The sequence below is a fragment of the Streptococcus mitis genome, from assembly GCF_000722695.1.
Lineage (GTDB): Bacteria > Bacillota > Bacilli > Lactobacillales > Streptococcaceae > Streptococcus > Streptococcus mitis_O.
This window is the reverse complement of record NZ_JPFU01000008.1, coordinates 1-22,800: the sequence shown is the minus strand read 5'-3', so window position 1 is coordinate 22,800 and position 22,800 is coordinate 1. Positions and strand designations below refer to the sequence as shown.

General features: G+C 41.4%; 19 protein-coding genes, 10 tRNA genes and 7 pseudogenes. 9 read left to right on the top strand and 27 right to left on the bottom strand.

The genetic code is table 11. The features are described 5' to 3' along the window. Positions 1 to 29: 29 nt before the first annotated feature. The 5 genes and pseudogenes from SK629_RS12570 to SK629_RS02590 all read right to left on the bottom strand — a co-directional run bounded on the left by SK629_RS12570 (position 30) and on the right by SK629_RS02590 (position 4,583). Positions 30 to 490, bottom strand: a pseudogene (locus SK629_RS12570) (DpnD/PcfM family protein). Further along, positions 487 to 1,251 carry a DpnI domain-containing protein gene (locus tag SK629_RS02605; protein ID WP_042900447.1) on the bottom strand — a complete coding sequence of 255 codons (765 nt, stop codon included), beginning with the start codon at positions 1,249 to 1,251 and terminating at the stop codon, positions 487 to 489. The pseudogene SK629_RS12570 and the gene SK629_RS02605 overlap by 4 nt, the downstream one beginning before the upstream one ends. A 179-nt stretch (positions 1,252 to 1,430) precedes the next feature. Next, on the bottom strand, positions 1,431 to 1,835 hold the full coding sequence (locus SK629_RS02600) for a PaaI family thioesterase (RefSeq protein WP_000651223.1): 405 nt from the start codon (positions 1,833 to 1,835) through the stop codon (positions 1,431 to 1,433). Between the two features lie 69 nt (positions 1,836 to 1,904). Further along, entirely contained in the window at positions 1,905 to 3,386 is a 1,482-nt protein-coding gene (locus SK629_RS02595) for a UDP-glucose--hexose-1-phosphate uridylyltransferase (protein ID WP_042900446.1), read from the bottom strand. Between the two features lie 18 nt (positions 3,387 to 3,404). Further along, positions 3,405 to 4,583, bottom strand: a complete 1,179-nt coding sequence (locus SK629_RS02590; protein WP_042900445.1) for a galactokinase — start codon at positions 4,581 to 4,583, stop codon at positions 3,405 to 3,407. Positions 4,584 to 4,746: 163 nt separating this feature from the next. Between SK629_RS02590 and galR the strand changes: the two genes are divergently transcribed. Then, complete coding sequence (gene galR, locus SK629_RS02585; RefSeq protein ID WP_042900444.1) at positions 4,747 to 5,751, top strand: DNA-binding transcriptional regulator GalR; 1,005 nt, start codon at positions 4,747 to 4,749, stop codon at positions 5,749 to 5,751. Positions 5,752 to 5,857: 106 nt separating this feature from the next. Here the strand turns inward: galR and SK629_RS02580 are convergent, their stop codons facing one another. After that, positions 5,858 to 6,748, bottom strand: coding sequence for a cation diffusion facilitator family transporter (locus SK629_RS02580; RefSeq protein WP_042900443.1), 891 nt, complete (start codon positions 6,746 to 6,748; stop codon positions 5,858 to 5,860). A gap of 132 nt (positions 6,749 to 6,880) precedes the next feature. On the opposite strand from SK629_RS02580, the gene SK629_RS02575 reads away from it, so the two are divergent. After that, positions 6,881 to 7,417 (top strand): TetR/AcrR family transcriptional regulator, encoded by a 537-nt coding sequence (locus tag SK629_RS02575; protein WP_042900442.1) that lies wholly within the window; start codon positions 6,881 to 6,883, stop codon positions 7,415 to 7,417. 164 nt (positions 7,418 to 7,581) lie between these two features. On the opposite strand, the pseudogene pnuC reads toward SK629_RS02575, so the two are convergent. Then, positions 7,582 to 8,103: pseudogene (gene pnuC, locus SK629_RS02570) on the bottom strand (nicotinamide riboside transporter PnuC); the annotation flags it as partial. 39 nt (positions 8,104 to 8,142) lie between these two features. Here pnuC and SK629_RS12995 point away from each other — a divergent pair. From SK629_RS12995 to SK629_RS12415, 5 genes and pseudogenes are all read left to right on the top strand, one after another. After that, positions 8,143 to 8,490: pseudogene (locus SK629_RS12995) on the top strand (IS6 family transposase); the annotation flags it as partial. A gap of 27 nt (positions 8,491 to 8,517) precedes the next feature. Next, positions 8,518 to 8,838, top strand: a pseudogene (locus SK629_RS12990) (DNA replication protein); the annotation flags it as partial. Next, positions 8,831 to 9,067, top strand: coding sequence for a plasmid replication protein (locus SK629_RS02560; protein ID WP_042900440.1), 237 nt, complete (start codon positions 8,831 to 8,833; stop codon positions 9,065 to 9,067). The pseudogene SK629_RS12990 and the gene SK629_RS02560, both read left to right, overlap by 8 nt. Before the next feature lie 12 nt (positions 9,068 to 9,079). Beyond that, entirely contained in the window at positions 9,080 to 9,307 is a 228-nt protein-coding gene (locus SK629_RS02555) for a hypothetical protein (protein ID WP_042900439.1), read from the top strand. Next, the gene (locus SK629_RS12415; protein ID WP_001062367.1) at positions 9,295 to 9,456 is read left to right on the top strand and encodes a hypothetical protein; all 162 of its coding nucleotides are present in this window, start codon (positions 9,295 to 9,297) and stop codon (positions 9,454 to 9,456) included. The genes SK629_RS02555 and SK629_RS12415 overlap by 13 nt, the downstream gene beginning before the upstream one ends. A gap of 224 nt (positions 9,457 to 9,680) precedes the next feature. On the opposite strand, the gene SK629_RS02545 is transcribed toward SK629_RS12415, so the two are convergent. The 10 genes and pseudogenes from SK629_RS02545 to SK629_RS02505 form a co-directional block, all read right to left on the bottom strand. After that, positions 9,681 to 10,481 (bottom strand): energy-coupling factor ABC transporter ATP-binding protein, encoded by an 801-nt coding sequence (locus tag SK629_RS02545; RefSeq protein ID WP_042900437.1) that lies wholly within the window; start codon positions 10,479 to 10,481, stop codon positions 9,681 to 9,683. Continuing rightward, positions 10,468 to 11,304 carry an ABC transporter ATP-binding protein gene (locus SK629_RS02540; protein WP_042900435.1) on the bottom strand — a complete coding sequence of 279 codons (837 nt, stop codon included), beginning with the start codon at positions 11,302 to 11,304 and terminating at the stop codon, positions 10,468 to 10,470. Before SK629_RS02540 ends, SK629_RS02545 begins: the two co-directional genes overlap by 14 nt. Next, complete coding sequence (locus SK629_RS02535; protein ID WP_200872333.1) at positions 11,280 to 12,071, bottom strand: energy-coupling factor transporter transmembrane component T; 792 nt, start codon at positions 12,069 to 12,071, stop codon at positions 11,280 to 11,282. Before SK629_RS02535 ends, SK629_RS02540 begins: the two co-directional genes overlap by 25 nt. Continuing rightward, positions 12,071 to 12,673: a hypothetical protein gene (locus SK629_RS02530; protein ID WP_000846130.1), complete on the bottom strand. Its 603-nt coding sequence runs from the start codon at positions 12,671 to 12,673 to the stop codon at positions 12,071 to 12,073. Before SK629_RS02530 ends, SK629_RS02535 begins: the two co-directional genes overlap by 1 nt. Before the next feature lie 326 nt (positions 12,674 to 12,999). Beyond that, positions 13,000 to 14,277: pseudogene (gene ltrA / locus SK629_RS02525) on the bottom strand (group II intron reverse transcriptase/maturase). Positions 14,278 to 14,869: 592 nt separating this feature from the next. Next, on the bottom strand, positions 14,870 to 16,390 hold the full coding sequence (locus tag SK629_RS02520; protein ID WP_033684815.1) for an ABC transporter permease/substrate-binding protein: 1,521 nt from the start codon (positions 16,388 to 16,390) through the stop codon (positions 14,870 to 14,872). Beyond that, on the bottom strand, positions 16,383 to 17,111 hold the full coding sequence (locus SK629_RS02515) for an ABC transporter ATP-binding protein (RefSeq protein ID WP_042900432.1): 729 nt from the start codon (positions 17,109 to 17,111) through the stop codon (positions 16,383 to 16,385). Before SK629_RS02515 ends, SK629_RS02520 begins: the two co-directional genes overlap by 8 nt. Positions 17,112 to 17,125: 14 nt before the next feature. Next, positions 17,126 to 17,317: pseudogene (locus SK629_RS11210) on the bottom strand (polyketide cyclase); the annotation flags it as partial. Between the two features lie 34 nt (positions 17,318 to 17,351). Beyond that, on the bottom strand, positions 17,352 to 17,795 hold the full coding sequence (locus SK629_RS02510; protein ID WP_042900431.1) for a MarR family winged helix-turn-helix transcriptional regulator: 444 nt from the start codon (positions 17,793 to 17,795) through the stop codon (positions 17,352 to 17,354). Positions 17,796 to 17,939: 144 nt separating this feature from the next. Further along, positions 17,940 to 19,133 carry an O-antigen ligase family protein gene (locus SK629_RS02505; protein WP_042900430.1) on the bottom strand — a complete coding sequence of 398 codons (1,194 nt, stop codon included), beginning with the start codon at positions 19,131 to 19,133 and terminating at the stop codon, positions 17,940 to 17,942. Between the two features lie 283 nt (positions 19,134 to 19,416). On the opposite strand from SK629_RS02505, the gene birA reads away from it, so the two are divergent. Then, positions 19,417 to 20,352 carry a bifunctional biotin--[acetyl-CoA-carboxylase] ligase/biotin operon repressor BirA gene (birA, locus tag SK629_RS02500; RefSeq protein ID WP_042900429.1) on the top strand — a complete coding sequence of 312 codons (936 nt, stop codon included), beginning with the start codon at positions 19,417 to 19,419 and terminating at the stop codon, positions 20,350 to 20,352. 149 nt (positions 20,353 to 20,501) lie between these two features. Next, a pseudogene (locus tag SK629_RS11195) lies at positions 20,502 to 21,777 on the top strand (ISL3 family transposase). A 67-nt stretch (positions 21,778 to 21,844) separates the two neighbouring features. Here SK629_RS11195 and SK629_RS02480 read toward each other — a convergent pair. The 10 genes from SK629_RS02480 to SK629_RS02435 form a co-directional block, all read right to left on the bottom strand. Beyond that, positions 21,845 to 21,932 (bottom strand) — tRNA-Ser (locus tag SK629_RS02480). A 6-nt stretch (positions 21,933 to 21,938) separates the two neighbouring features. Beyond that, a tRNA-Ile gene (locus SK629_RS02475) sits at positions 21,939 to 22,012 on the bottom strand. Between the two features lie 34 nt (positions 22,013 to 22,046). Next, positions 22,047 to 22,117, bottom strand: a tRNA-Gly gene (locus SK629_RS02470). Between the two features lie 20 nt (positions 22,118 to 22,137). Continuing rightward, a tRNA-Phe gene (locus SK629_RS02465) sits at positions 22,138 to 22,210 on the bottom strand. A gap of 3 nt (positions 22,211 to 22,213) precedes the next feature. Beyond that, positions 22,214 to 22,287, bottom strand: a tRNA-Met gene (locus tag SK629_RS02460). 9 nt (positions 22,288 to 22,296) lie between these two features. Next, positions 22,297 to 22,386, bottom strand: a tRNA-Ser gene (locus SK629_RS02455). 12 nt (positions 22,387 to 22,398) lie between these two features. Next, positions 22,399 to 22,472: transfer RNA gene (locus SK629_RS02450), tRNA-Ile, on the bottom strand. A gap of 13 nt (positions 22,473 to 22,485) precedes the next feature. Then, a tRNA-Met gene (locus SK629_RS02445) sits at positions 22,486 to 22,559 on the bottom strand. Positions 22,560 to 22,564: 5 nt separating this feature from the next. Then, positions 22,565 to 22,638 (bottom strand) — tRNA-Pro (locus SK629_RS02440). Between the two features lie 15 nt (positions 22,639 to 22,653). After that, positions 22,654 to 22,727: transfer RNA gene (locus SK629_RS02435), tRNA-Arg, on the bottom strand. Positions 22,728 to 22,800: the final 73 nt, after the last annotated feature.

Here is a 22,800-nt window from a genome sequence, read left to right as displayed (position 1 = left end):
CTCTTTTTTGTGTGACAAAATAAAAACATCTACTCATATATACTAGTCTCATAGTCCTGAAAATCATCTGCATCAAGAACAATTTCACAACTCTTATACTTTTCTCTTACAAGTCGTTCGGCTTCATCTGGATTTTCAGCCTCTATGCTTACTAAACGGGTTAGAGTTTCTGTAATTTCTACTGTATACTGTTTCATCTTAAGTTTCTCTCCAATAACTCACTTATTAGCAATAATCTATGTTTTGGGCTTTCCAACCACTCTGGTAATTCATCTCCATATTCCCAGCTATATTTTTTATTCAATAAAGAAAGTTGTTTCTCATCACCAAACTCCATATTTTCAGATAACCACCTCACACAATCAGGGTCTGATAAAGTATAAACCATTACACATAAGTTTTCATAATTACTCTCTGTTTCATAATCAGGCCAGATGACTTTTAAGAAATCATACACCTCTTCTGATGCAACAAATTGTTTCGTTTTCATAATTTCCGATACTTTCCTCTACCTTTAAATTCTATTATTTCTTTGTCCCTTAATATTTGAAGCTGTTGCCTAATCTTTTCTTTGATATGATTGTTCTTAACAAAGATATTTTTTAGGTCACTTTCAAAACGATACATATCTTCAAGGGTAAATTCTGAACCCTCTATCTTATCAATACAATTTAGAATTTCTATTGTCCAACCTCTTACTGAAAGAGAGTTCTTCCTTAAAAATAAACTTTGCTTAAATTCTTTTGTAACTTTTTCTGGATCCCTAACTTGCCCATTTTGCACGAGAAATATTCTTCCTTTGGAAGGTACTTGCGATAAATCTATGTTACAACCAATCCAACCAGCACGTCTTGCAGTCGGTGCAAGTGGTTTTCTTTGAATAATCGATTTCGGTGTGACAAATTGCTTCGGAAGGACAAGAAAGTTATTTACCTCAAAATTTTTTATGTAAGTTAAAAAAAAGAAATTAGGATTATTATCTGCCTGCACACGCTCCATCATCGTTGCATAAGCACCATCATTGATTGTTGATGAAAAATTTCCTTTTTTACTCTTTAGTTCAAACTCCTCACTACAATGATTACAGTAAAAATCTGCTACAGGCCGATTATTTTCAAAATGATTTAAGGGATTTTTCCCACAATTAGGGCAATAAGAGTGACGATAAACCCAATTCTCCGTTAAGATACGGGCCTTTTGGCTATTACTTTTATAAGTTTCTACTAATTCTAAATTAAAGTGTAATTCCATTTAAAAATTCCTCACTAATATGAGAATTCACTCGATATAAGCAATTAAAATCTACTATAACTAGTATACCACAATATGTACCTATTATATTTGTATTTCATCACTCTCTTTTATATTTCCTTCTAACATATCTCATAAATTAAAAATAAGTGAGATAAATTTATCCCACTCACCTTTCTTTATATCCTTACCTGTCTATCTTCTGACCGCTGGCCTGTGACAAACATGGTAAAGGTTGCTTTGCAGACATTTCTGCCTTCTTGATTGGTAATATCCACATCCACTACACAAGTGGTGCGACCTTGATGGACACATTCTCCTTTAATGGTCAGCACGTCGTCGAGTTTTCCTGCTTTGAGGTAGTTGATAGAGGATTGGAGTGTCACTCCGTCTAGTCCTAGCGAGATAACCACCAAACCACTGATCTGGTCGCAAAGGGTAAAGAGATAGCCACCATGAGCATTGCCATAGTAGTTGAGCGACGAGTCCACTACTTTGGTCGTCACCACAACGTGACCATCTCTCATTTGTTCAATTTCGTAATTTTCAAAGGCAGATATAGCGTCAAAATGAAAATCTTTCATCGTTTCCTCCTGATATTTCAAACGACACTATGATACTACTTTTTATAGGACTGTGCAAGGAGAAAGCTCCTAGTCTGGCAAAATTCCGACCTGCTCCACAAAACGCATAAAGGCTGCCTGTCCTTGTTCTGTCTGCTTGTAGACTCCTGCATATTCAAGTACACGCGCAAAGATTGCACCCACAGAGTCCTTGACGATTTCAAGGGCTTTTTCTTTATCTGCTAGGTCTGGATATTGGGCTCTAAGTTGGTCTGCCCATTCCTGATGATAATCGACAACTGTATCAGCTTCTCCTACAAGATAGCTAGCGACTTGCTCCACTTCTTCTTTCAGACGTGGTGGCAAGATTGCCAAGCCCATGACCTCAATCAAGCCGATATTTTCCTTCTTGATATGTTGGACATCCTTGTGAGGATGATAGAGACCATCAGGATGTTCTGCAGAAGTCTGATTGTCCCGCAAGACCAAGTCCAACTCAAACTGTCCATCACGCTTACGTGCAATCGGAGTGATGGTGTGATGTGGTGTCCCATCAGTCTCTGCCAAAACCTGCACTGCAGGGTCTGAATACTGGCGCCATTTCTGCAAAATCTTATCAGCTAAATTGATCAAATCTTCTTTGGAATCCGAGGTCAATCGAATCACTGACATAGGCCACTTGACAATTCCAGCCTTGACCTGCTCAAAACCAGCAAATCGGAAGGTCTTTTGCAAGGGAGCCAATTCCATAGGAAATATGTGACGGCCTCCCTGATAGTGGTCATGAGTTAGAATAGAGCCTCCCACAATCGGCAGGTCGGCATTAGAGCCAGCAAAATAGCCTGGAAACTGCTCTACAATAGCCAGTAGACGCTCAAAACTCTGACGGCTAATCGTCATGGGACGATGCTGCCCATCTAAGAAAATACAGTGCTCATTAAAGTAAGCATAGGGCGAATACTGGAAGCCCCACTCCTGACCAGCCATTTCAAAGCGGATAATACGGTGATTGCTGCGAGCTGGGTGGTTGACCCGACCATGGTAACCTTCATTCTCTAGACAAAGCTGACACTGAGGATAATTACTAGCTTGCACCAACTTGGCTGCCGCAATCTCTTTGGGATCCTTTTCAGGCTTAGAGAGATTGATGGTAATTTCAATCTCTCCGTAGTCAGATGGAACACGATAAGCAATATTTTTAGCAATGGCCTTGAGTTTGATGTAGTCATTTTTCTGGCTAAGTTGGTAAAAGTCCGCAATCGCTTGCTCAGGAGATTGGCCATAGGTTGTCCAGAAGTCACGATTGACCTGACTCGGACAAGGAGTCACCAAGTCCATCAGTTCAGCACCAAGGATTTCACGCGCAGTCTGACTATCTTCAATTGTCTCTAATCGAACGGCTTCCTCAACCAGCTGGTCCTTGAGGTCAATCAACTCATCCAGATCCGTCTCAACTTCCAAAACACCGTCTCCCACTCGTGCCAAGACATGATTGGTCAGGTAGATTCGATCCATTTCCTCATATGAACTTTCAGAAATGACATGTGTTACAAATTTATCTACTAAGGTCACTATAGAGCCTCCTTTTGACTAGCCAAGGACGCGAGTGCCACCTGCAACTTCAGCGATATAGAAGCTTGGAGCGTAGCCAACTACTTCCTCGTAGTGTTTGCCTACAGCTTCCTTAAAGGGCTCAACAGCATCTTTTTGCACCAAGGCAATGGCACAGCCACCAAAACCTGCCCCTGTCATACGAGCACCGAGAACACCTTCTTGTGCCCAAGCTGTGTGAACAAGAGTATCCAATTCCAAACCAGTTACTTCATAATCATGCTCAAGAGAAACGTGTGACGCATTCATCAAACGACCAAAGGTTTCCAAATCTCCTGCTTGAAGGGCTACTTGAGCTTTGAGGGTACGTTGGTTTTCAAGCACAGCATGACGAGCACGTTTCAAACGATTTTCATCTTTGATTAGGTAGCTATATTGGTCAAAGGCCCACTCGTCCAATTCACCCAAGGTCTGAATATCCAAGGCAACTTGCAACTCTTCCACGGCTTTTTCACACTCAGCACGGCGTTCATTGTATTTAGAGTCAGCTAGTTCACGACGCTTGTTGGTGTTCATGATAACAACGACATTGTCCTTCAAATCAAGCGGCACCAAATCATACTCTAAGGTGTTGGTATCAAGGTAAATAGCACGTTGGTCTGCACCCATACCGATAGCAAACTGGTCCATGATACCAGAGTTGACTCCGATAAAGTTGTTTTCTGTTTGTTTTCCGATTTTAACCAAATCCAAACGCTCTAGTTTTAAATCAAAGAGATACTCTGCCACGACCCCTGTCAAGAGTTCCAAGGATGCTGAAGAAGACAAGCCAGCACCATTTGGGATATTCCCATAAACATAAAAATCAAAACCTTTATCAATCACATGCCCAGCTTCTTGCAAGAAATGAAGAACCCCTTTTGGATAGTTGGTCCAGTTGTGCTCTTTTTCAAACTTGAGGTTAGTAAGAGGCACTTCGATGATACCCTTGTCTTCAAAGTTAGCTGAGTAGAAACGCAAGACTTGATCGTCACGCTTGCGAGCTGCACCATAAGTTCCCAAGGAAATAGCAGCTGGAAAAACGTGCCCACCGTTGTAGTCCGTGTGTTCACCAATCAAATTGATACGACCTGGTGAAAAGAAAGTTTGGTCTGCTTCTTGACCAAAAACAGCAAGAAAGTCTTTACGAAGAGCTTCAGCAGTAAGATGTTGTGTCATATGATTTCTCCTTTTACTGTCCGTTAAGTTACCTTAACGTGTAATCGTTTTCTTCTATTGTATCCAAGGGATTTCCCAAGGTCAATCCTTTTTACTAAAATTTTACTAAACTATCAGTAAAATACAGAAAAATATGATATACTAATCTAATCAAGGAGGATTTATGGCTACCTTAAAAGACATTGCACAGCTAGCCTCTGTCTCTATCGCGACCGTATCCCGTGTCCTCAACCGCGACCAGAGCCTATCTGTTACAGAAGAAACCAGACACCGTATTTTAACCGTGGCTGAAGAGCTGGGCTACACCAAGCACCTCAAGACAGGCGAGTCCCACAAGCCCAAGCAAAAGATTGCCATTATCCAATGGGTCAGCGAACAAGGGGAGCTGGACGACCTCTACTACTACCAGATTCGCCTAGGCATAGAAAAAAGAGCCCAAGAGTTGGACTATGATATCTTGCGCTATTTTAATGACCATCCTTTTACGTTAAGCGAGGAAGTGATTGGGATTCTCTGCATCGGAAAGTTTAGCCGTGCACAGATTTCTACCTTTGAAGAATACCAAAAGCCTCTTGTATTTTTAGACAGCGATACCCTCTCGCTGGGACATACCTGCATTATCACGGACTTTTACACTGCCATGAAACAGGTTGTCGATTATTTCCTCAGCCAAGGACTGGATCGTATCGGGATTCTAACAGGGCTTGAGGAAACAACTGACCAAGAAGAAATCATTGAGGATAAGCGGCTGGAAAACTTCAGAAACTACAGTCAAGCGAAGGGAATCTATCATGATGAACTAGTCTTTCAAGGAAGTTTTACTGCCCAGTCTGGCTATGACTTGATGAAGGAGGCCATTCAAAGCTTAGGAGACCAACTCCCACCAGCCTTTTTCGCTGCCAGTGATAGTTTAGCCATCGGTGCCCTCCGTGCGCTCCAAGAAGCTGGAATCAGCCTGCCAGACCGTGTCAGCCTCATTTCCTTTAACGACACTAGTCTGACCAAGCAAGTCTATCCTCCCCTATCCAGCATCACCGTCTATACCGAAGAAATGGGGCGAGCAGGTATGGATATTCTTAACAAGGAAGTCCTCCACGGTCGCAAAATTCCTAGCCTGACCATGCTGGGAACCAGACTGACTCTGAGAGAAAGTACAAGGAATGACTAAAAGGAGACTGGGAAAAAAATCTTTAAAATCAAAAAACGCATAATGTCAAGGCTGTTCTGCTCGTTTTTGTGATAGTTAGAAATCAGTTTTTGCCCAGCCTCTTTTTCTAATGTTGATGCTCATGGTGCTGCTCTAAAGCTGTTACCTTTCGCTTATGTTGCGCATGATTGCTTTGACTGGTGTCCACTTCGATAGTAATATTCTGCACACCTCTTTCTTCTAAGAGCTGACGTACTTGATTCTTTGTTTCCGTCATCTGCTCCCAATCTTCTAAACAGAGATGGACAATGGCATTTTTTTCCAAACCATCCATAGTCCAGAGATTAAGCTGATTAAGACTGGCCACATTGTCCAATCGCTCCAGGCCATTCTTTACTTGCTCAATATCAAGACCTTCTGGCACAGCATCCAAGAAAATCTTGAGCGTAGACCAAAAACGTGGAAGGGCTTTTGAAAGAATAAAGAAAGAAATGACAAGGGACAAAAGTGGGTCTAGGATATACCAGTTCGTGAACCGAAGAACAATCGCCATCAGAATCACAGCCAGCCACCCTAGGGTATCTTCCAGAAAATGCAGACTCAGAATAGACTCATTCTTTGTCTTTCCCTTACCAACCACTAGACTCGCTAACACATTAATAGTAATCGCAATAATTCCTAACCAGAGAATCCCCTCATCATTGACTGGTTGCGGATTTAAAATCTTCGTGACATTTTCCAAAATGACTAGAACTGATCCTGTCATGAGTATTATCGCTGTTACCAAGGCTCCTAGCAGACTAAACCGCTTATAGCCCAAGGTGTACTGATTATCTTCTTCACGATTAGAGATGGTTTCTAGAAAAGCTGATATTCCAATTGCAATCGCATCTCCCAAGTCATGCACAGAGTCAGCAAGAACAGCGCTAGAACCAAATATTCCACCTGCAATAAACTCGACAATGGCATAAGTCAAATTTAAGAAAAAGGCCACCCAAACAGCATATTTTGTCTTCATATTTCTCATTCCTTTGTTATAATAGATTCATGAACATCTTGTTCATTATCATTATCCACTAAAACTCAAAGAAAGGATAGAAGCAAAGCGTCAGCTTTATTCAGTTCTGAACAATTTGCCTCAAGTGTCCATATGACTAAGATTGACCGCCGTATCAGTAAAACAAAAAAAGCTATCTATCAAGCTTTTCTACAACTTTTGAATGCTAAGGGCTACGAGGCCACTACTGTTCAGGATATCATTGATCTCGCAGATGTGGGACGTTCCACCTTTTACTGTCACTATGAAAGCAAAGAGCTACTTCTAGATGAGCTCTGTCGTTACCTCTTCCATCATCTCTTTGAAAGAGAGCAAGCCATTTCAACCGAAGATTACCTTGCCCACCTCTTTCTACATTTTCAGAAAAATCAAGACCATATCACTAGTTTACTATTCTCCAAAAATGACTACTTCCTCCGTCAACTCCAGAGAGAGCTGGAGCACCACGTCTATCCCATGCTGGCTGAGGATTTGAAAAAAGCTCACCCAAGTCTGCCTGCTTCTTATCTCCAACACTTAGTTGTAACCAACTTTATCGAGACATTAACCTGGTGGCTCAAAAAAGGGCAAGACTTCACAGAACAGGAAGTTGTCCAGTTTTATCTAGACCTTCTCATTCCTAAAAATTGAATATAGAGTAGAGCTCAGTTGCCTGATGCACAGGCTACTGAGTTTTTATCTTTTCAACAACAAAAGAGGACCAACTGATCCTCTTTCCATCATATCAAATCCTTGATTTTCAACTCTATCTGTTTTAACCGAAAACTTAAAACAGCATTTTCAAACATCTCTTCTTAGTTAGGTAAGTCAGTATTCTGCTTAGCTGCCTTGCTCCATTGATACCAACCAACTAGACTGTTGATGAGATAAATCAGATATTTCCCTTGAATTTGCAGGCTTTCTCCCCACCAGAGATAGATTGAAAAGACATTGGTAGCTGCCCAGAATATCCATTGTTCACGGTAAACAGCTGTCATGAGGATTTGCCCTACCCCATTGGTCGCATCTGTGATGGAATCGCGATAGGGACGATTGGCACCAATAGACTGATAAATGAATCCAAAGGCCAACCACCAAAGAACACTGATGGAAAGATACTTGGTCCAACCCTTACCATCTAGTTTACGCGCGACAAACTCCTGCTTTTCTTTCTTGAACTGAGCTTGATAAATCCAAACTAGGAGCCCAATCGATTGCATAATTGTAAAATAGAGAGTTGTTAAAACCTCACCATAGAAGCCTTTTTGAAGGGCAAGCACCAGATAAATGATGGAATTAATCAAACCAAATAGGTAGTTACTAGCACGACCTTCAGCTTCTCAAAGAGCAGAAAAAAGGTTAGTAAGGCTTGAGGGATGAATCATTTTAAAGGCAAACAATTCCAACAAGACGTCATCATTGTCGCTGTTGGTTATTACCTACGTTACAATCTGAGCTATCGTGAAGTTCAGGAATTGCTTTATGACCGTGGAATAAATGTTTGTCACACTACGATTTATCGGTGGGTTCAAGAATACAGTAAAATCCTCTATCATCTCTGGAAAAAGAAAAATAAACAGTCCTTCTATTCGTGGAAAATGGATGAAACCTATATCAAAATTAAGGGACGTTGGCATTATCTCTATCGAGCGATTGATGCGGACGGTTTAACATTGGATATCTGGTTACGAAAAAAACGTCTAGCAGACGATAACAGCTATAAGTTAGAAGATACCGCCTATCAAGAAGATAAAGCACGCAAAGCAGAAACCGAAGATAAGCTAGCTATTGAAGCAATGAAAAGCAAGTACACCACGCTATTGCTAGAAAATATGTTGCTAAGTCCGTTTGAAATGCAAGATACAAAAATCATGGCAGGATTGCAAGTCCATGTTTACCCCCTCTATGACGAACTGAAAGAATTAAGAGGGCTAAATAGTGTTAAAGATCACTTGTCTTATGTTGCCAGCAGACGTTAAGAATATTCTAAGCATAATATTGCACGCTACCTCAAAAAAGCCATTGAACAATATCTACCAACGGTTAAAAGGCAGGACTTAAACCATGAGTGAAGACTTAAAAACGATCAAAGAGCTGGCGGATGAGTTGAGTGTTACAAAACAAAATATTCAATATCACTACCAAAGGTTACCAAAAGAATTACAGCTTAAAAGTTCCAATGGGTCTAATCTAGTAAATTCTAAAGCAGAAAAAATAATTTTAGGTAAAGTAGAAGGTAGTAGCAAATCAAATACCAAAGACCAACAAATGGAAAAACTAACTAATTTGTTAGACCAGTAACAACGATTAGCCTTGCAAGATAAAAAGTTGCTAGAAGAATACAAGGCGGAAAATGATAACTTAAAAGCCCTCAAAATGCCCTCAAAGGAAACAGAATTCAAACACTTAGACAATCAATATAAAGATGAAGTGAACGCTCTTAAAGAGAAGTTGGAAAATTTGCAGGAACAAATCAAAGATCAAAAAAGGATAGAAGAACAAGAAAAACCAATAAAATGGTGGGGACTATGGCGAAAATAGATGATTCAGTTAAAAAGAAAGTTCCAGAATTGCGATTTAAAGGATTCACAGATGAATGGGAACAGCGTAAGTTGGGAGACGAAGTTCGAATAGTGATGGGACAGTCTCCTAATTCAGAAAATTATACTGATGATCCTAATGGGCGCTAAAAATGCGAAGACCTATGAAGACCTATTTTGTATTAGTCAAACAAAAAATCCAAAAGAAATGGTATATGATTATGACCATGAAACAAAGTAAAATCAAACCGAGTGATCTGAGGAAGTACCCGATGATCATGAAACGTTATTAAACACAAAAGTCACCCATGTGAGTTCTTGCCAGAAGCTGAAGTTAATCCTTCAACCTGGAAAACCCGCAGAGGTGATTTTTTCTATACATCTCGATTTTTCTGGCAATAATCATTAACCGATAAATATGTCTGTGAATCACCCAGCGACTCCGCTATGTCCATAATCCGCGGTGGTAGTAATCCCACTCGCTGGACAAGTTCGTGATTGCTGAACAATTCCCGTGGACTGCCGGCGAAGCCAAACTTCCCGTGTTCCATAACATACACCGACTCAAACTCGGCGGCGACCCAATCCATGTCATGGGTGATGGTCACAACTTGGTGGCCCGAATCAGCCAACTGATGGAAAATTGCGGTCAACTTGCGCCGGCTTTCCCAATCAAGCGACATCATCGGCTCATCAAATAAATAAATCGCCGGATCCACTGCCAAAACTGTGGCAACGCTCAACAGCTTGCGTTCCGACAATGACAGGTCATATGGACTTTCAGCTGTTTTATCATCCAAGCCAACTCTTTTTAGAGCCGCTAAAGCCCGCCTCGTAATCGTGTCGTGGTCATCCATGACCTGCGCGACATTCCACTCCACCTCTCGTTGAACGGTCGGGTTGAAAAGCTGATCGTCAGGATTCTGAAAAGTAATCCCAACCTTCAGTAACCTTTCGACTGGTTTAAGATCATTAAAATTTTCTCCATCGATCTTAATCACACCGGTTTGTGGTGTCAGCAAACCCGTCAACAATTTGAAGAGCGTTGATTTGCCGGCACCATTTTGGCCGACAATCGCCACCATCGGATCGGCGAAGTGTTGGTATTCAACATCCAAGCTAAAGGACCGTTCCGGATAAGTGAACGTCAGGTGGCTCAGTTCAATTGTGGACATAACGAACCTCCTTCAGATCAGCGTAATTCACCGGATACCGGCCATCAGCCAAGTGCCAATCCATTTTTTGAGCAAGTTGCTGGATTGTCGAGGCTGGAATCTGCCATTCCGCTGCCAAATGATTAAACACCTCACCCGGCCTGCCCTGGGCTACCATTTGACCCTCGTGCAGCACCCACACAACGTCGGCGACTTCGCACAAATCGTCAATTTCACTGGTGACAATGAAGACAGTCGTCTCTTTGACTTGGGCCAGCCATTGGAAAAATTGCCGGCGGCCAAGGGGATCCATCTCACTGGTCGGATCATCCATAATCAAAACAGCCGGATTAGCCACAATCGCCGTGGCAATTGCCAACCGCTGGATCTGACCACCGGAAAGGCTCTCGGGACGCAAATTCAGCTGTTCAATCAGCCCCATTTGCGTGGCAACTTCTTCAACCCGTTTTTGAATCAGTCCTTCAGCCATTCCCTGATTAATCAAGTCAAAGGCGATTTCATCGGCAACCGTCTCTGCCAACCCGCTTAGTTGGCCAGCTGGATTTTGCAGTACAACTCCATTCATGGCATTATAAACGGGCCAATTGTCGGACACTCGCTGGCCAAACATGTGCCAATCGCCCTCAATCTCAGCAGACACAATTTTGGGAATGACCCCTGCCAGCACACGGCACAAAGTCGATTTGCCGGAGTGGCTATTCCCGATAATCCCAACCACCTGGCCAGTATGAACCTCCGCGTTAATCTGACGCAGTTGTGGTTGCTCAGTACCCGGATAACGGGTGGTCAAATTTTCAATTACAATCCGTTTATCTTCGTCCATATCTTCCACCCAATCAATAAAATTGCCAATCCAGTCAGACCAATGTGCAGCGTCCGCGACAGGCGATACACGCGCTGGGAGGTTCTGACAGTCCGGTTGAGATTATCAAAACCTCTCAGTTGGAGAGAAATCGACCGCGTCATCGATTGATCCAAGGTCTTAATCACCAATGGAATTAGCACCGGCAGGACTGACTTTAATTTCTGAATCAACGTTTTTTGCGGATTGGTTCCGCGAACTTTTTGTGCCTGCTGGATTTTCCGCATATTGCGCATCATTTCCGGCAAAATATAACACACCGATATCAGAACGTAGACGGTTTTATAAGACAATCCAGACAGTTCCAAATAGGCCGCGTTTTCTGAAATACTCGTGGTCACCATAAAAAAGCCACTGGTCAAAATAATCACCAATACTCGACAACCCAGAGTGGTGGCGTAAATCAGGCCTTCTTTGTAGAACGACACCCCAAGCACAGAAAACAGCACAGTTTGATTCCGACTGTAAAATAACCCTTGGATGATCAGCATGGTGCAAATCAGAAACAGGCTGAATCCCAGTGCCTTAAAGGTGGTAGAACTCAATTTGGAAAATAACAATAGCAGTGTTGCGACAAGAATTAATCCGGCCTGAAGCAATAAATTCATACTGGCAAAGCTCAACAACGTCATGTCCAAGATGAACAAGAGCTTAGTAATCGGATCGATCACCTGGTACCACTTGAGCTTGACCCGTGGCGCTTCAGAAATCAATGTTTTATCAGTCATCATTTATCATCGCTAAAGAAGTGCACCATCCGCTTCGGCAGCTGACGATAGATGAAGAATGCCAGGTAGGCCACGCAGACTTTATCCAAAATATCCAAGACAAACTCATCGGTAAATGAGGCCAGCCACACTGGTGCATGATTGGCGACCATTACCGCAAACAATGAGTCACCCCAAGCGATACCGGTCTGACCACCCCAAAAGATGACGTTGAGTGGCGTTGAAATGACAGCTGAAACGATGGCAATAATAATAGCAGAAACAAATACTCGTCGCGCTGACGAGAACCACCCATTGGCGTGCAAAACTCCGACAGCAATCCCAATTCCGATGCTGGTAATCGCATACACGGTTGAAATTGGCGATAAGGTCAGCCCATAGATCACGTTGTTGATGAAACCACTAATGGCACCGGCAACCGGCCCAGCCAACATGCTGGTAAGAAAGGTTCCCAAAGACCCCAGCCAAACGGGCAACTTTAATCCCTCCGCCAAGGCTTTGGCAACATAGTTAATCCCCACGGCAGCGGGAATCAAAGTCATGGTGGCAGCACTTAACTTAAATTTCCACATACTGGTACGATGAATCGGTTCTGTTTTCATAATCTTCTCCTTTTGTTTTTAAAGAGCCGTGTCTGGATAGACTTTCGGACGCAACGCTCTATTATATATCTACTGAACTGTCTATACACAAGATTTCCATCCTTAGTCGACATGAGCTGGAAATCTTTATTTGTTAAGTAGTTCACAACACATTATACACCTATTTTGTGAATAGTCAAGTGTATTTACAGTAAAATTTTAGAAAATCCTAAAAATTTCCTCTTATTTTCCATTTAAAAATGAAAATCATTAGTTCTGACAATCGAGTAGGGGATAATCTCTAGCCCCTCTCACACCACCGTACGTGCCGTTCGGCATACGGCGGTTCAACTAACTTTTAACACATGTCGTTCAAGGTAATAATCCAAACACGAAACCAGTCCACGTTTCTCAAGGACTGGTTTTGATATAGCACGTTTAAGTACCGACTTCTGAGCTACTAATTGATAATGGTCGCCCCAGCCAGATACCTTATCTGCTATCCATTTAGGAACTCCTAACTTAAGCAATCCCCATAATCGTCTAGATTTCTTCTTCCATTGCTTTCAGATAATCACTCGTAGGCGAGTGCGCAAGCGCTCATCTATGCTGGTGACTATACTTTTCATATTTCCCAATGAGAAATAGTTTATCCATCCTCGAATAGACAAATTCAGTTGCTCAATACGTCCTGTTAAGTCTATACTCCATTTCCTCTGTGTTAGTTTCTTCAATTTAAGCTTAAATCTCCGAACACTATCTTGATGGGGGCGACTTTTCCAACCAGCTGATGATTTCCAGAACCCGAAACCTAAATATTTCAACTCTCTTGGTCTAGTAATCTTAGTCTTGGTTATGTTTACTTTCAAACCTAGCCGTTTCTCAATAAAACGACTGACTGAATACATCACACGCTTAGCGGCAGCCTCGCTTCCGACCGTAATCACACAATCATCTGCGTAGCGCACAAATCGAAGTCCCCTCTTTTCTAATTCCTTATCCAATTCATTAAGCATGATATTGGATAAGAGAGGAGATAAATTTCCTCCCTGTGGTGTGCCAACTAGCGTTTTATGACGCTGACCGTTAATGATAACACCTGAATGAAGATATTTACGAATCAAGGATTCCGTATCTCCGTCTTCGATAATGTTATGTACTAAGGACATCAATCTATCTTGAGGAACTGTATCGAAGAATTTCTCTAGGTCTATATCCACTATCCACTCATAGCCGTCATTTAAGTACTCTAAGAGCTTCATGATGGCTTTTTCACATGACCGATTTGGTCTGAATCCATAGCTCGTATCTGAGAAATGGGGTTCACAAATGGGGGTAAGGACTTGAATAATGGCCTGTTGAATCATTCTATCCATAACTGTTGGAATTCCTAGTTGACGGATGCCTCCGTTTGGTTTGGGAATCTCAACTCTGAGAACTGGTTGAGGCTTATATTTTCTTTGTTTTATCCGTTCCTTAGTCAGGCGCCAGTTTTGTCTGAGATAATTATCCATCTCTTCGATAGTAATTCCATCAATCCCAGCTGAGCCCTTATTGGATTTTACTTGATTGTAGGCTTCCAGCATATTTTCGCGTGATAATATCTTATCTAGCAATTTTGACATGTGCGTATTCCTTTCTTGTTTTGGTGCCTGAGGGACATCTTATATTGGTGAACCTTCATCTAGTCAATACGTGATAGAGTCCAGTTCTATCAGACCGTTCGTTTTACAGACACAAGTGAAGTAGGATTACTTCAATTAGTTGTTCACCCCTTCGCTCCACTTCCATTACAGAAGTTTCCTCACTACTATGGGCTCGGCTGACTTCTCATGATTCGTTGTTACTACGCTTTCAGCGCTCATGAGACCTCACGGGATAAGTTGTACATCTTTCCTCGTTTACTCTCGTGATTTACGCATATAGGTTACGACTACCTTTTTGGACTTTAGAGTTTTAGGCCCCCTTATCCGCTATATACGCCTTACTATCACGTTCCTGTTCGTAGAGCCACGATTTCGCTATCCCTTCCTCTCCCCGCTACCTCACGATAGTCAGGCTTGGGAATCGCTATTGGGTTCACCGGTAGCGGGTGCCCACGGAGGACTTACACCTCAGATGTACGACATGCCCGTCGTACCCAAAAAAGCCCAGACAACATTGTCTGAGCAGTTTTCTATATGGTCGTTTAACAAAGTTGAGTTTGACATTTTCAAACTATTTCTTCAACAAACCTTGTTCTTGTAGAAACTCTTTGGCTACTTGTTCTGCTGACTTGCCTTCAACACCGACTTGATAGTTAAGCTGGCTCATCTGGCTTTCAGTAATTTTACCAGCCAATTTATTGAGAACTGTTTCCAACTCTGGATGTTTCTTGAGAAGAGCTTCTTTCATCAGTGGAGCCCCTTGATAAGGTGGAAAGAGTTGCTTGTCATCTTCCAAGACCTGCAAATCATAACGCGCCAATTCCGCATCAGTCGAATAGGCGTCCGTGATTTGAATGTCACCTGACTGAATTGCCTGATAGCGAAGAGCTGGTTCCATGGTCGCCACATTGAGATTGAGACCATACATTGACTGCAAGCCCTTATTGCCATCTTCACGGTCATTAAATTCGAGTGTAAAACCTGCCTTCAGCTGCCCTTCCACTTTTTTCAAGTCCGAAATGGTCTTCAAGCCATATTCTTGAGCAATTTTTTTCGGAACAGCTACAGCGTAGGTATTTTGATAAGACATGGGTTTGAGATAGGCTAGATGATCCTGTTTGGCAATACCATCACGCGCCACCTGATAAACCTGCTCTGGCTCATGACTCACTTTAGGTGATGGTTGTAGCAAACTTTCAGTCACCGTACCAGTAAATTCAGGATAAATGTCAATATCGCCTTTTTTCAGAGCTTCATAGAGAAAGCTTGTTTTCCCAAAATTTGGTTTAACAGTCGCAGTCATGCTGGTATTTTCTTCAATCAGCAACTTATACATATTGGCCAAAATTTCTGGTTCTGGACCCAATTTACCAGCAATAACCAAGTTTTCCTTCTCTTTTTGAGCTAAGAGGGCTGGGCTATAAGACAGACCGAGCAATATGGTCACCAAGGCAAAACCAGAAAAAATCGTCCGCAATTTTGCCTTTTCCATCACTTTTAATAGGAAGTTAAAGGCAATAGCAAGCACTGCAGAAGAAAGTGCCCCAATCAAAATCAGACTGGCATTATTACGGTCAATTCCCAAAAGGATAAAGGAACCTAGCCCCCCTGCACCAATCAAAGCAGCCAAGGTTGCCGTACCGATAATCAAGACCGCTGCCGTCCGAATCCCAGACATCATAACCGGCATAGCAAGTGGAATTTCGAATTTCTTGAGACGTTCCCATCTGGTCATCCCAAAGGCAATCCCAGCCTCTTGCAGACTCGGATCAATTCCCTTTAGCCCAGTGATGGTATTTTGCAAAATCGGAAAAATCGCATAAATCACTAGAGCTGTCAATGCTGGTAAAGTCCCAATTCCCATCAAAGGAATAAAGAGCCCCAGCAAGGCCAGAGACGGGATGGTCTGGAAAATCCCTGCAATCTGCAAAACCCAATCCGCCAACTTCTCATGATAGCGAAGATAAACAGCCAAGGGAATCGCGATAAAAATAGCTAGTAACAAGGTTAAAAGTGACAACTGCAAATGTTGAGATAGAGCTGTCAACCAATCACTAAAACGATCCTGAAAAGTTGCAATTAAATTAGTCATGAACACTACCTCCAAACAAGTCTGCTACAAAGTCTGTTGCAGGCGCTTTTAAAATCGTCTCAGGGTTCGCCACCTGACGAATCTCTCCATCCTGCAAAACAGCAATACGGTCCGCCAATTTCAAAGCTTCATCCGTATCATGGGTCACAAAAATCGTTGTCATCCCAAACTCTTTATGCAATTCTTTAGTCAGAACCTGCAACTGTTTGCGAGAAATAGCATCCAAGGCTGAAAAAGGTTCATCCATGAGGAGAATCTTAGGCTGACCAATCATAGCACGAACAATACCGACCCGTTGCTGTTCTCCACCAGATAATTCACTAGGCAAACGATGCCCATACTCAGCTACTGGCAAGCCAACCTTAGCCAAAAGCTCTTCAGTTTTCTTAGCAATTTCTTCCTTAGTCCAGCCCTTCATTTCAGGAATCAGGGCAATATTTTCCGAAACCGTTAGATTGGGAAAGAGAGCAATGGCCTGTAAAACATAACCAGTAGAAAGACGAAGTTCACGCTCATCATAGTCTTTGATGCGCTTGCCATCCATAAAAATATTTCCATCAGTCGGTTCCAAAAGACGGTTAACCATCTTTATCATGGTCGTCTTACCGGACCCTGAAGGTCCAACTAAAACCATAAATTCCCCATTCTCAATCCGTAAATTGACATCTCTCAAAACATCTTTTTCTGTGTAATGTAAAGCTACATTTTTGTATTCAATCATTCTGTATCCTCAATTTAAAACTTGCCTCGATTGGTCAAGTCTTCTACCTTAGGCATAATTTCCTTATTATCCCAATGCTCCACAATTTTACCGTTTTCTAGTCGGAAGATATCATACTGAGCATAAGCAAGGCCATCAATCTGAGTTTGACCATAGCTAACCACTTAGTTTCCTTGTCCTAAGAGTTGGAAAACAAAGTCGAAAGTGCCCTTTACTTAAAAGTAGCTAATTTGCTCCATTTTAATCCTCATTTTCCTCCTCTTTTAGATTAGCCAAAATTCTTTCTTGAAAGGCTTCAAACTGCCGAATTTCTTCCTCTGAAAATCCTTTGTAAAAAATCGTATCCAATTTCTGACTGACACGATGTCCCACTTCTTTCTGAGATTGCCCCAACTCTGTTAAAACTAAATACTTCTTACGCTTATCTTCTCCACATGGACTAACGGTTACAAGCTTTTGTTCCTCTAGCTTTTTTATCATAGTCGTTAGCGTATTATTAGCAAGCCCAGTCGACAGAGCAATATCTGTTGCAGTTGCGCAGCCAGTTTCACTATTCCATAAAACCGCTAAAATCTTCCCCTGTTCACTCCGATAAAGAGCTTCAGGATCTTGGCTCAGTAACTTTTGAAAAATCCGCCCATTCAACAAACGAATATGATGGGCTACCAAATGACTATCTTTCATAACACCTCCTATTTACTTCGATATCGAAATGAATAAAACTATTGTAACACTTGTTATTCCAACTGTCAACTATTTCGATTTAGAAATAATTTTTCCTAGTAAAAAAATCTCCTACACAAGATAGAAGATTTTACTCTTATAAACTTAATCAGTCATGTCCGATACCAAAGTTCTATGCTCCAATGGAATACTGCACATAACTAGCAAGAAAATAAATCCTGACTGAATCCAGAAGAGGGCCAAGTCAAAAATTCCGTGCACAGCAACCACTGTAAGGAAAGATAGGTAAAGACCGATAATCGGACGTTTCCCCGACTCCTGACTCATATCCATCATCAAGCGAACAGGAGCAATAGAAGACAAAACTAATAAAATAGTTCCCACAACTCCGTAACTCAGAATCGTATCAATATAAAGACTATGAGCATGTTCATGATAAGGAGCATGTATTCTAGGATAAGAGTGCATATAAGTCAATGGCCCTTCACCCCAGAAAGGATTTTGCTTAAATAAGGCCATCCCAGCATCCCAGATAGAAATGCGTTCTTCCATAGAAGAGTCTAAAGTCCCCATCCGAACTCCTAAATCACTGGAAAATAGGAAACTCAAGCCAATCGCAAAGACTCCAGTACTAAGCCAAAAGGCCTTCCAGTTTTTAATGGTCGTAAAGAGATAAATAATGGCTCCAGCGATAATAGCAGGAAAGGCAGTTCGATTTTGCGTAAAGTTCAAACCAAAGAGATTCACAAAGCCTGCAATCACACAGAATACTTTCAACCAATTCAACTTGGTCGTTGTAAACAGATAGAAGGCAATCATGATACAGAAACAACAAATAATTCCATAATAATTAGGATTAAAGAAGGTCACTTCTGCCCGATTCTGATGCCACACCTGCATATTGGGTGAAAGAAAAGCATAGTTAAATTTCTTCACAATTTGGAAATGTTCTAAACTCGCAAAAGCAGCTGACAAGACGCTACCAAACAAGACGAGCTGCAAAATCAATCGAAAGAATTTATGTGATAAAATCGACTGATAGTGCAAAAAGAAAACAGTAAATAGAAACATTCCTACTGAAGCCACAAGACCCATCCAATTTTGTGCAAAAATGGATATTACAGTACTATAGCCAAGAAAAAGAAGCAGCATCGGATGCTCCCCCATTTTCTGAAGAATACTTTTCATGTCTCCTGTAAAAATCAAACTGATAATATATAAACAGAATACAACTACAAAAAGATAAAAGGGTAAAAAGATACTCAGGATAATTCCCAATAAAATAAGTTCTTTACTAGACAACCCTTTCAGCTTTTCAATAAAGCCTATTGATTTCAAAATGAATCCTTTCTCTCCAAATCAGCTGATTCAGATAATAGTAAGCTACCCTTTATTGTACCACTTTTTTAGCAATTTGAAAACAAAGGAAACGATTCCTAGGTAAAAAAGGGAGCAAAAATACTGAGATTTCAAAACTCAATATTAATGATTGCATTTTCTCTAAGAAAATCATGCCGTAAATAGTAGGCATATGTTAAAATAGTAGTAATAAAATATAGATTAGGCGCAACTATCCAAACTAGATTCAAATCATATACTACTCTTAAAGAAAGGCAACACTATGAAATCCTACCAAGCTGTCTACCAAATCCTATCTAAAGAAACCGACTATATCAGCGGAGAAAAAATTGCAGAAGAACTATCCCTAAGCCGAACATCAATTTGGAAAGCCATCAAGCGACTAGAACAAGAAGGCATTGAAATTGATAGCATCAAAAACAAAGGATATAAACTAATGAATGGTGACCTTATTCTTCCAGAGATTCTAGAAGAAAATCTTCCAATTAAAGTCAGTTTTAAACCCGAAACAAAATCAACACAACTGGATGCAAAAGAAGCAATTGATTTAGGAAATGAAGCAAACACCCTCTATATAGCTTCCTATCAAACAGCAGGGCGAGGCCGTTTTCAACGTTCCTTCTACTCACCACAAGGTGGTATTTATATGACACTCCATCTTAAACCAAATCTCGCCTATGACAAGTTACCATCCTACACACTACTTGTAGCTGGAGCTGTCTACAAAGCCATTAAGAACCTAACTTTAATAGATGTCGACATAAAATGGGTCAATGATATCTACCTAAACAATCATAAAATCGGAGGAATCCTTACTGAGGCAATGACGTCTGTAGAAACAGGCCTAGTCACAGATATCATTATTGGAGTAGGAATCAACTTTACTATCAAAGACTTCCCCCAGGAATTAAAAGAAAAAGCTGCTAGTCTATTTAAAGCACCAGCACCTATAACCAGAAATGAATTAATCATAGAAATCTGGCGTGTTTTCTTCGAAACACCAGCAGAAGAGCTATTATACCTATATAAAAAACAGTCATTCGTCCTAGGAAAAGAAGTTACTTTTATACTAGATCAAAAAGACTACAAGGGACTTGCTAAAGATATCTCTGAAAGTGGTAAACTTTTAGTTCAATGTGATAACGGAAAAGAAATCTGGCTAAATAGCGGAGAAATTTCACTAAAAACTTGGAAGTAATAGTAAGTTTATACAACAAAAAATAAGGCTCTATAATATTTGTAGTGGGTAAATCCCCTATGGATATTATGGAGCCTATTTTGTTGTAGAAAAAAAGTCCCATAAGATCTATAATGAAAAGCAACCAAACCATCATTAGAAAGAATCCTATGGAACAATTACATTTTATCACAAAACTACTCGATATCAAAGACCCTAATATCCAAATTATGGATATCGTTAATAGGGATAACCACAAAGAAATTATCTCTAAACTGGATTATGAGGCTCCACCTTGTCCTAATTGCAGAAGTCAAATGAAGAAATATGACTTTCAAAAACCGTCTAAGATTCCTTACCTTGAAACAACTGGTATGGCTACTAGAATTCTCCTTAGAAAGCGTCGTTTTAAGTGCTATCACTGCTTAAAAATGGCGGTCGCTGAGACTCCTCTAGTAAAGAAAAATCACCAAATCCCTCGTATCATCAACCAAAAGATTGCCCAGAAGCTAATTGAAAAGACTTCTATGACTGACATTGCCCATCAGCTGTCTATTTCAACTTCAACTGTCATTCGCAAACTCAATGACTTCCGTTTTAAGCATGATTTTTCTCGTCTGCCTGAGATTATGTCCTGGGACGTTGAAACAGTCAGGGGAGTGACTGTTTCAATCGGGAGTTGAAGATGAGTTTCATTGCGCAAGATTTTGAAAAGCTCAATATCATCACTGTTCTTGAGGGCAGAACACAAGCTATCATAAGAAATCATTTTTTGCGCTACAATCGAGCTGTTCGTTGTCAGGTAAAAATCATTACTTTGGATATGTTTAGTCCCTACTATGACTTAGCTAGACAACTTTTCCAAACGCTAAAATCGTTCTAGATCGCTTCCACATTGTACAACATCTAAGCCGTGCTATGAGTCGTGTGCGTGTCCAAATCATGAATCAGTATCATCGAAAATCCCATGAATACAAGGCTATCAAGCGTTACTGGAAACTTATCCAACAAGATAGTCGGAAACTCAGTGATAAGGGTTTTTATCGCCCTACTTTTCGTATGCACTTAACCAATAAAGAAATCCTAGACAAGCTTTTGAGCTATTCAGAAGACTTGAAACACCACTATCAGCTCTATCAGCTCTTGCTTTTTCACTTTTAGAATAAGGAATCAGAGAAATTTTTCGGTCTCATTGAAGACAATATAAAGAAGGTTCATCCTCTTTTTCAGACTGTCTTTAAAACCTTTCTAAAGAACAAAGAGAAAATCGTCAACGCCTTTCAGTTACCTTATTCCAACGCAAAATTAGAAGCGACCAATAATCTTATCAAACTTGTCAAGCGCAATGCATTTGGATTTCGAAACTTTGAAAACTTCAAAAAACGGATTTTTATCGCTCTGAATATCAAAAAAGAAAGGACGAAATTTGTCCTTTCTCGTTCTTAACTTTTCTTCAACCCAGTACAGTTGACAAAGAAGCAAGAAAAAAGAGAGTTATAAACTCTCAATAAAACGGAGAATAAGGGATTCGAACCCTTGCGCCAGTTACCCGACCTAACGATTTAGCAAACCGTCCTCTTCAGCCTCTTGAGTAATTCTCCAATTAATGGGCACGAGTGGACTCGAACCACCGACCTCACGCTTATCAGGCGTGCGCTCTAACCACCTGAGCTACGCGCCCAAGTTAAAAACTTGGTAATTTGAACAAAGTTCAAAGCGGGTGACGAGAATCGAACTCGCGACAACAGCTTGGAAGGCTGTAGTTTTACCACTAAACTACACCCGCATACATACTATAAGTAAAAATGGCGCGAGACGGAATCGAACCGCCGACACATGGAGCTTCAATCCATTGCTCTACCAACTGAGCTACCGAGCCTTATTGCGGGAGCAGGATTTGAACCTACGACCTTCGGGTTATGAGCCCGACGAGCTACCGAGCTGCTCCATCCCGCGTTAATGAAAAGGAGGATGTGGGATTCGAACCCACGCACGCTTTTACACGCCTGACGGTTTTCAAGACCGTTCCCTTCAGCCGGACTTGGGTAATCCTCCATACTATTCAAATGGACCTTGTAGGACTTGAACCTACGACCACTCGGTTATGAGCCGAGAGCTCTAACCAGCTGAGCTAAAGGTCCAACAAGATCTTTATAGCGGCGAAGGGGATCGAACCCCCGACCTCCCGGGTATGAACCGGACGCTCTAGCCAGCTGAGCTACACCGCCATATATCGGGAAGACAGGATTCGAACCTGCGACACCTTGGTCCCAAACCAAGTACTCTACCAAGCTGAGCTACTTCCCGAGTTAAAAAGAAAAATGCACCCTAGAGGAGTCGAACCTCTAACCGCCTGATTCGTAGTCAGGTACTCTATCCAGTTGAGCTAAGGGTGCTCATTAGTTTATGCCGAGGACCGGAATCGAACCGGTACGATCGTTACCAATCGCAGGATTTTAAGTCCTGTGC

Excerpts from the sequence above, each read along its gene's own strand:
- SK629_RS02605 (WP_042900447.1), bottom strand. The coding sequence starts at position 1,251 with ATGGAATTACACTTTAATTTAGAATTAGTAGAAACTTATAAAAGTAAT.
- SK629_RS02580 (WP_042900443.1), bottom strand. The coding sequence starts at position 6,748 with ATGAAGACAAAATATGCTGTTTGGGTGGCCTTTTTCTTAAATTTGACT.
- SK629_RS02540 (WP_042900435.1), bottom strand. The coding sequence starts at position 11,304 with ATGGACGAAGATAAACGGATTGTAATTGAAAATTTGACCACCCGTTAT.
- SK629_RS02535 (WP_200872333.1), bottom strand. The coding sequence starts at position 12,071 with ATGACTGATAAAACATTGATTTCTGAAGCGCCACGGGTCAAGCTCAAG.
- SK629_RS02590 (WP_042900445.1), bottom strand. The coding sequence starts at position 4,583 with ATGACACAACATCTTACTGCTGAAGCTCTTCGTAAAGACTTTCTTGCT.
- SK629_RS02560 (WP_042900440.1), top strand. The coding sequence starts at position 8,831 with ATGAGTGAAGACTTAAAAACGATCAAAGAGCTGGCGGATGAGTTGAGT.
- SK629_RS02520 (WP_033684815.1), bottom strand. The coding sequence starts at position 16,390 with ATGACTAATTTAATTGCAACTTTTCAGGATCGTTTTAGTGATTGGTTG.
- galR (WP_042900444.1), top strand. The coding sequence starts at position 4,747 with ATGGCTACCTTAAAAGACATTGCACAGCTAGCCTCTGTCTCTATCGCG.
- SK629_RS02545 (WP_042900437.1), bottom strand. The coding sequence starts at position 10,481 with ATGTCCACAATTGAACTGAGCCACCTGACGTTCACTTATCCGGAACGG.
- birA (WP_042900429.1), top strand. The coding sequence starts at position 19,417 with ATGAAATCCTACCAAGCTGTCTACCAAATCCTATCTAAAGAAACCGAC.
- SK629_RS02510 (WP_042900431.1), bottom strand. The coding sequence starts at position 17,795 with ATGAAAGATAGTCATTTGGTAGCCCATCATATTCGTTTGTTGAATGGG.
- SK629_RS02575 (WP_042900442.1), top strand. The coding sequence starts at position 6,881 with ATGACTAAGATTGACCGCCGTATCAGTAAAACAAAAAAAGCTATCTAT.
- SK629_RS02600 (WP_000651223.1), bottom strand. The coding sequence starts at position 1,835 with ATGAAAGATTTTCATTTTGACGCTATATCTGCCTTTGAAAATTACGAA.
- SK629_RS02515 (WP_042900432.1), bottom strand. The coding sequence starts at position 17,111 with ATGATTGAATACAAAAATGTAGCTTTACATTACACAGAAAAAGATGTT.
- SK629_RS02530 (WP_000846130.1), bottom strand. The coding sequence starts at position 12,673 with ATGAAAACAGAACCGATTCATCGTACCAGTATGTGGAAATTTAAGTTA.
- SK629_RS12415 (WP_001062367.1), top strand. The coding sequence starts at position 9,295 with ATGGCGAAAATAGATGATTCAGTTAAAAAGAAAGTTCCAGAATTGCGA.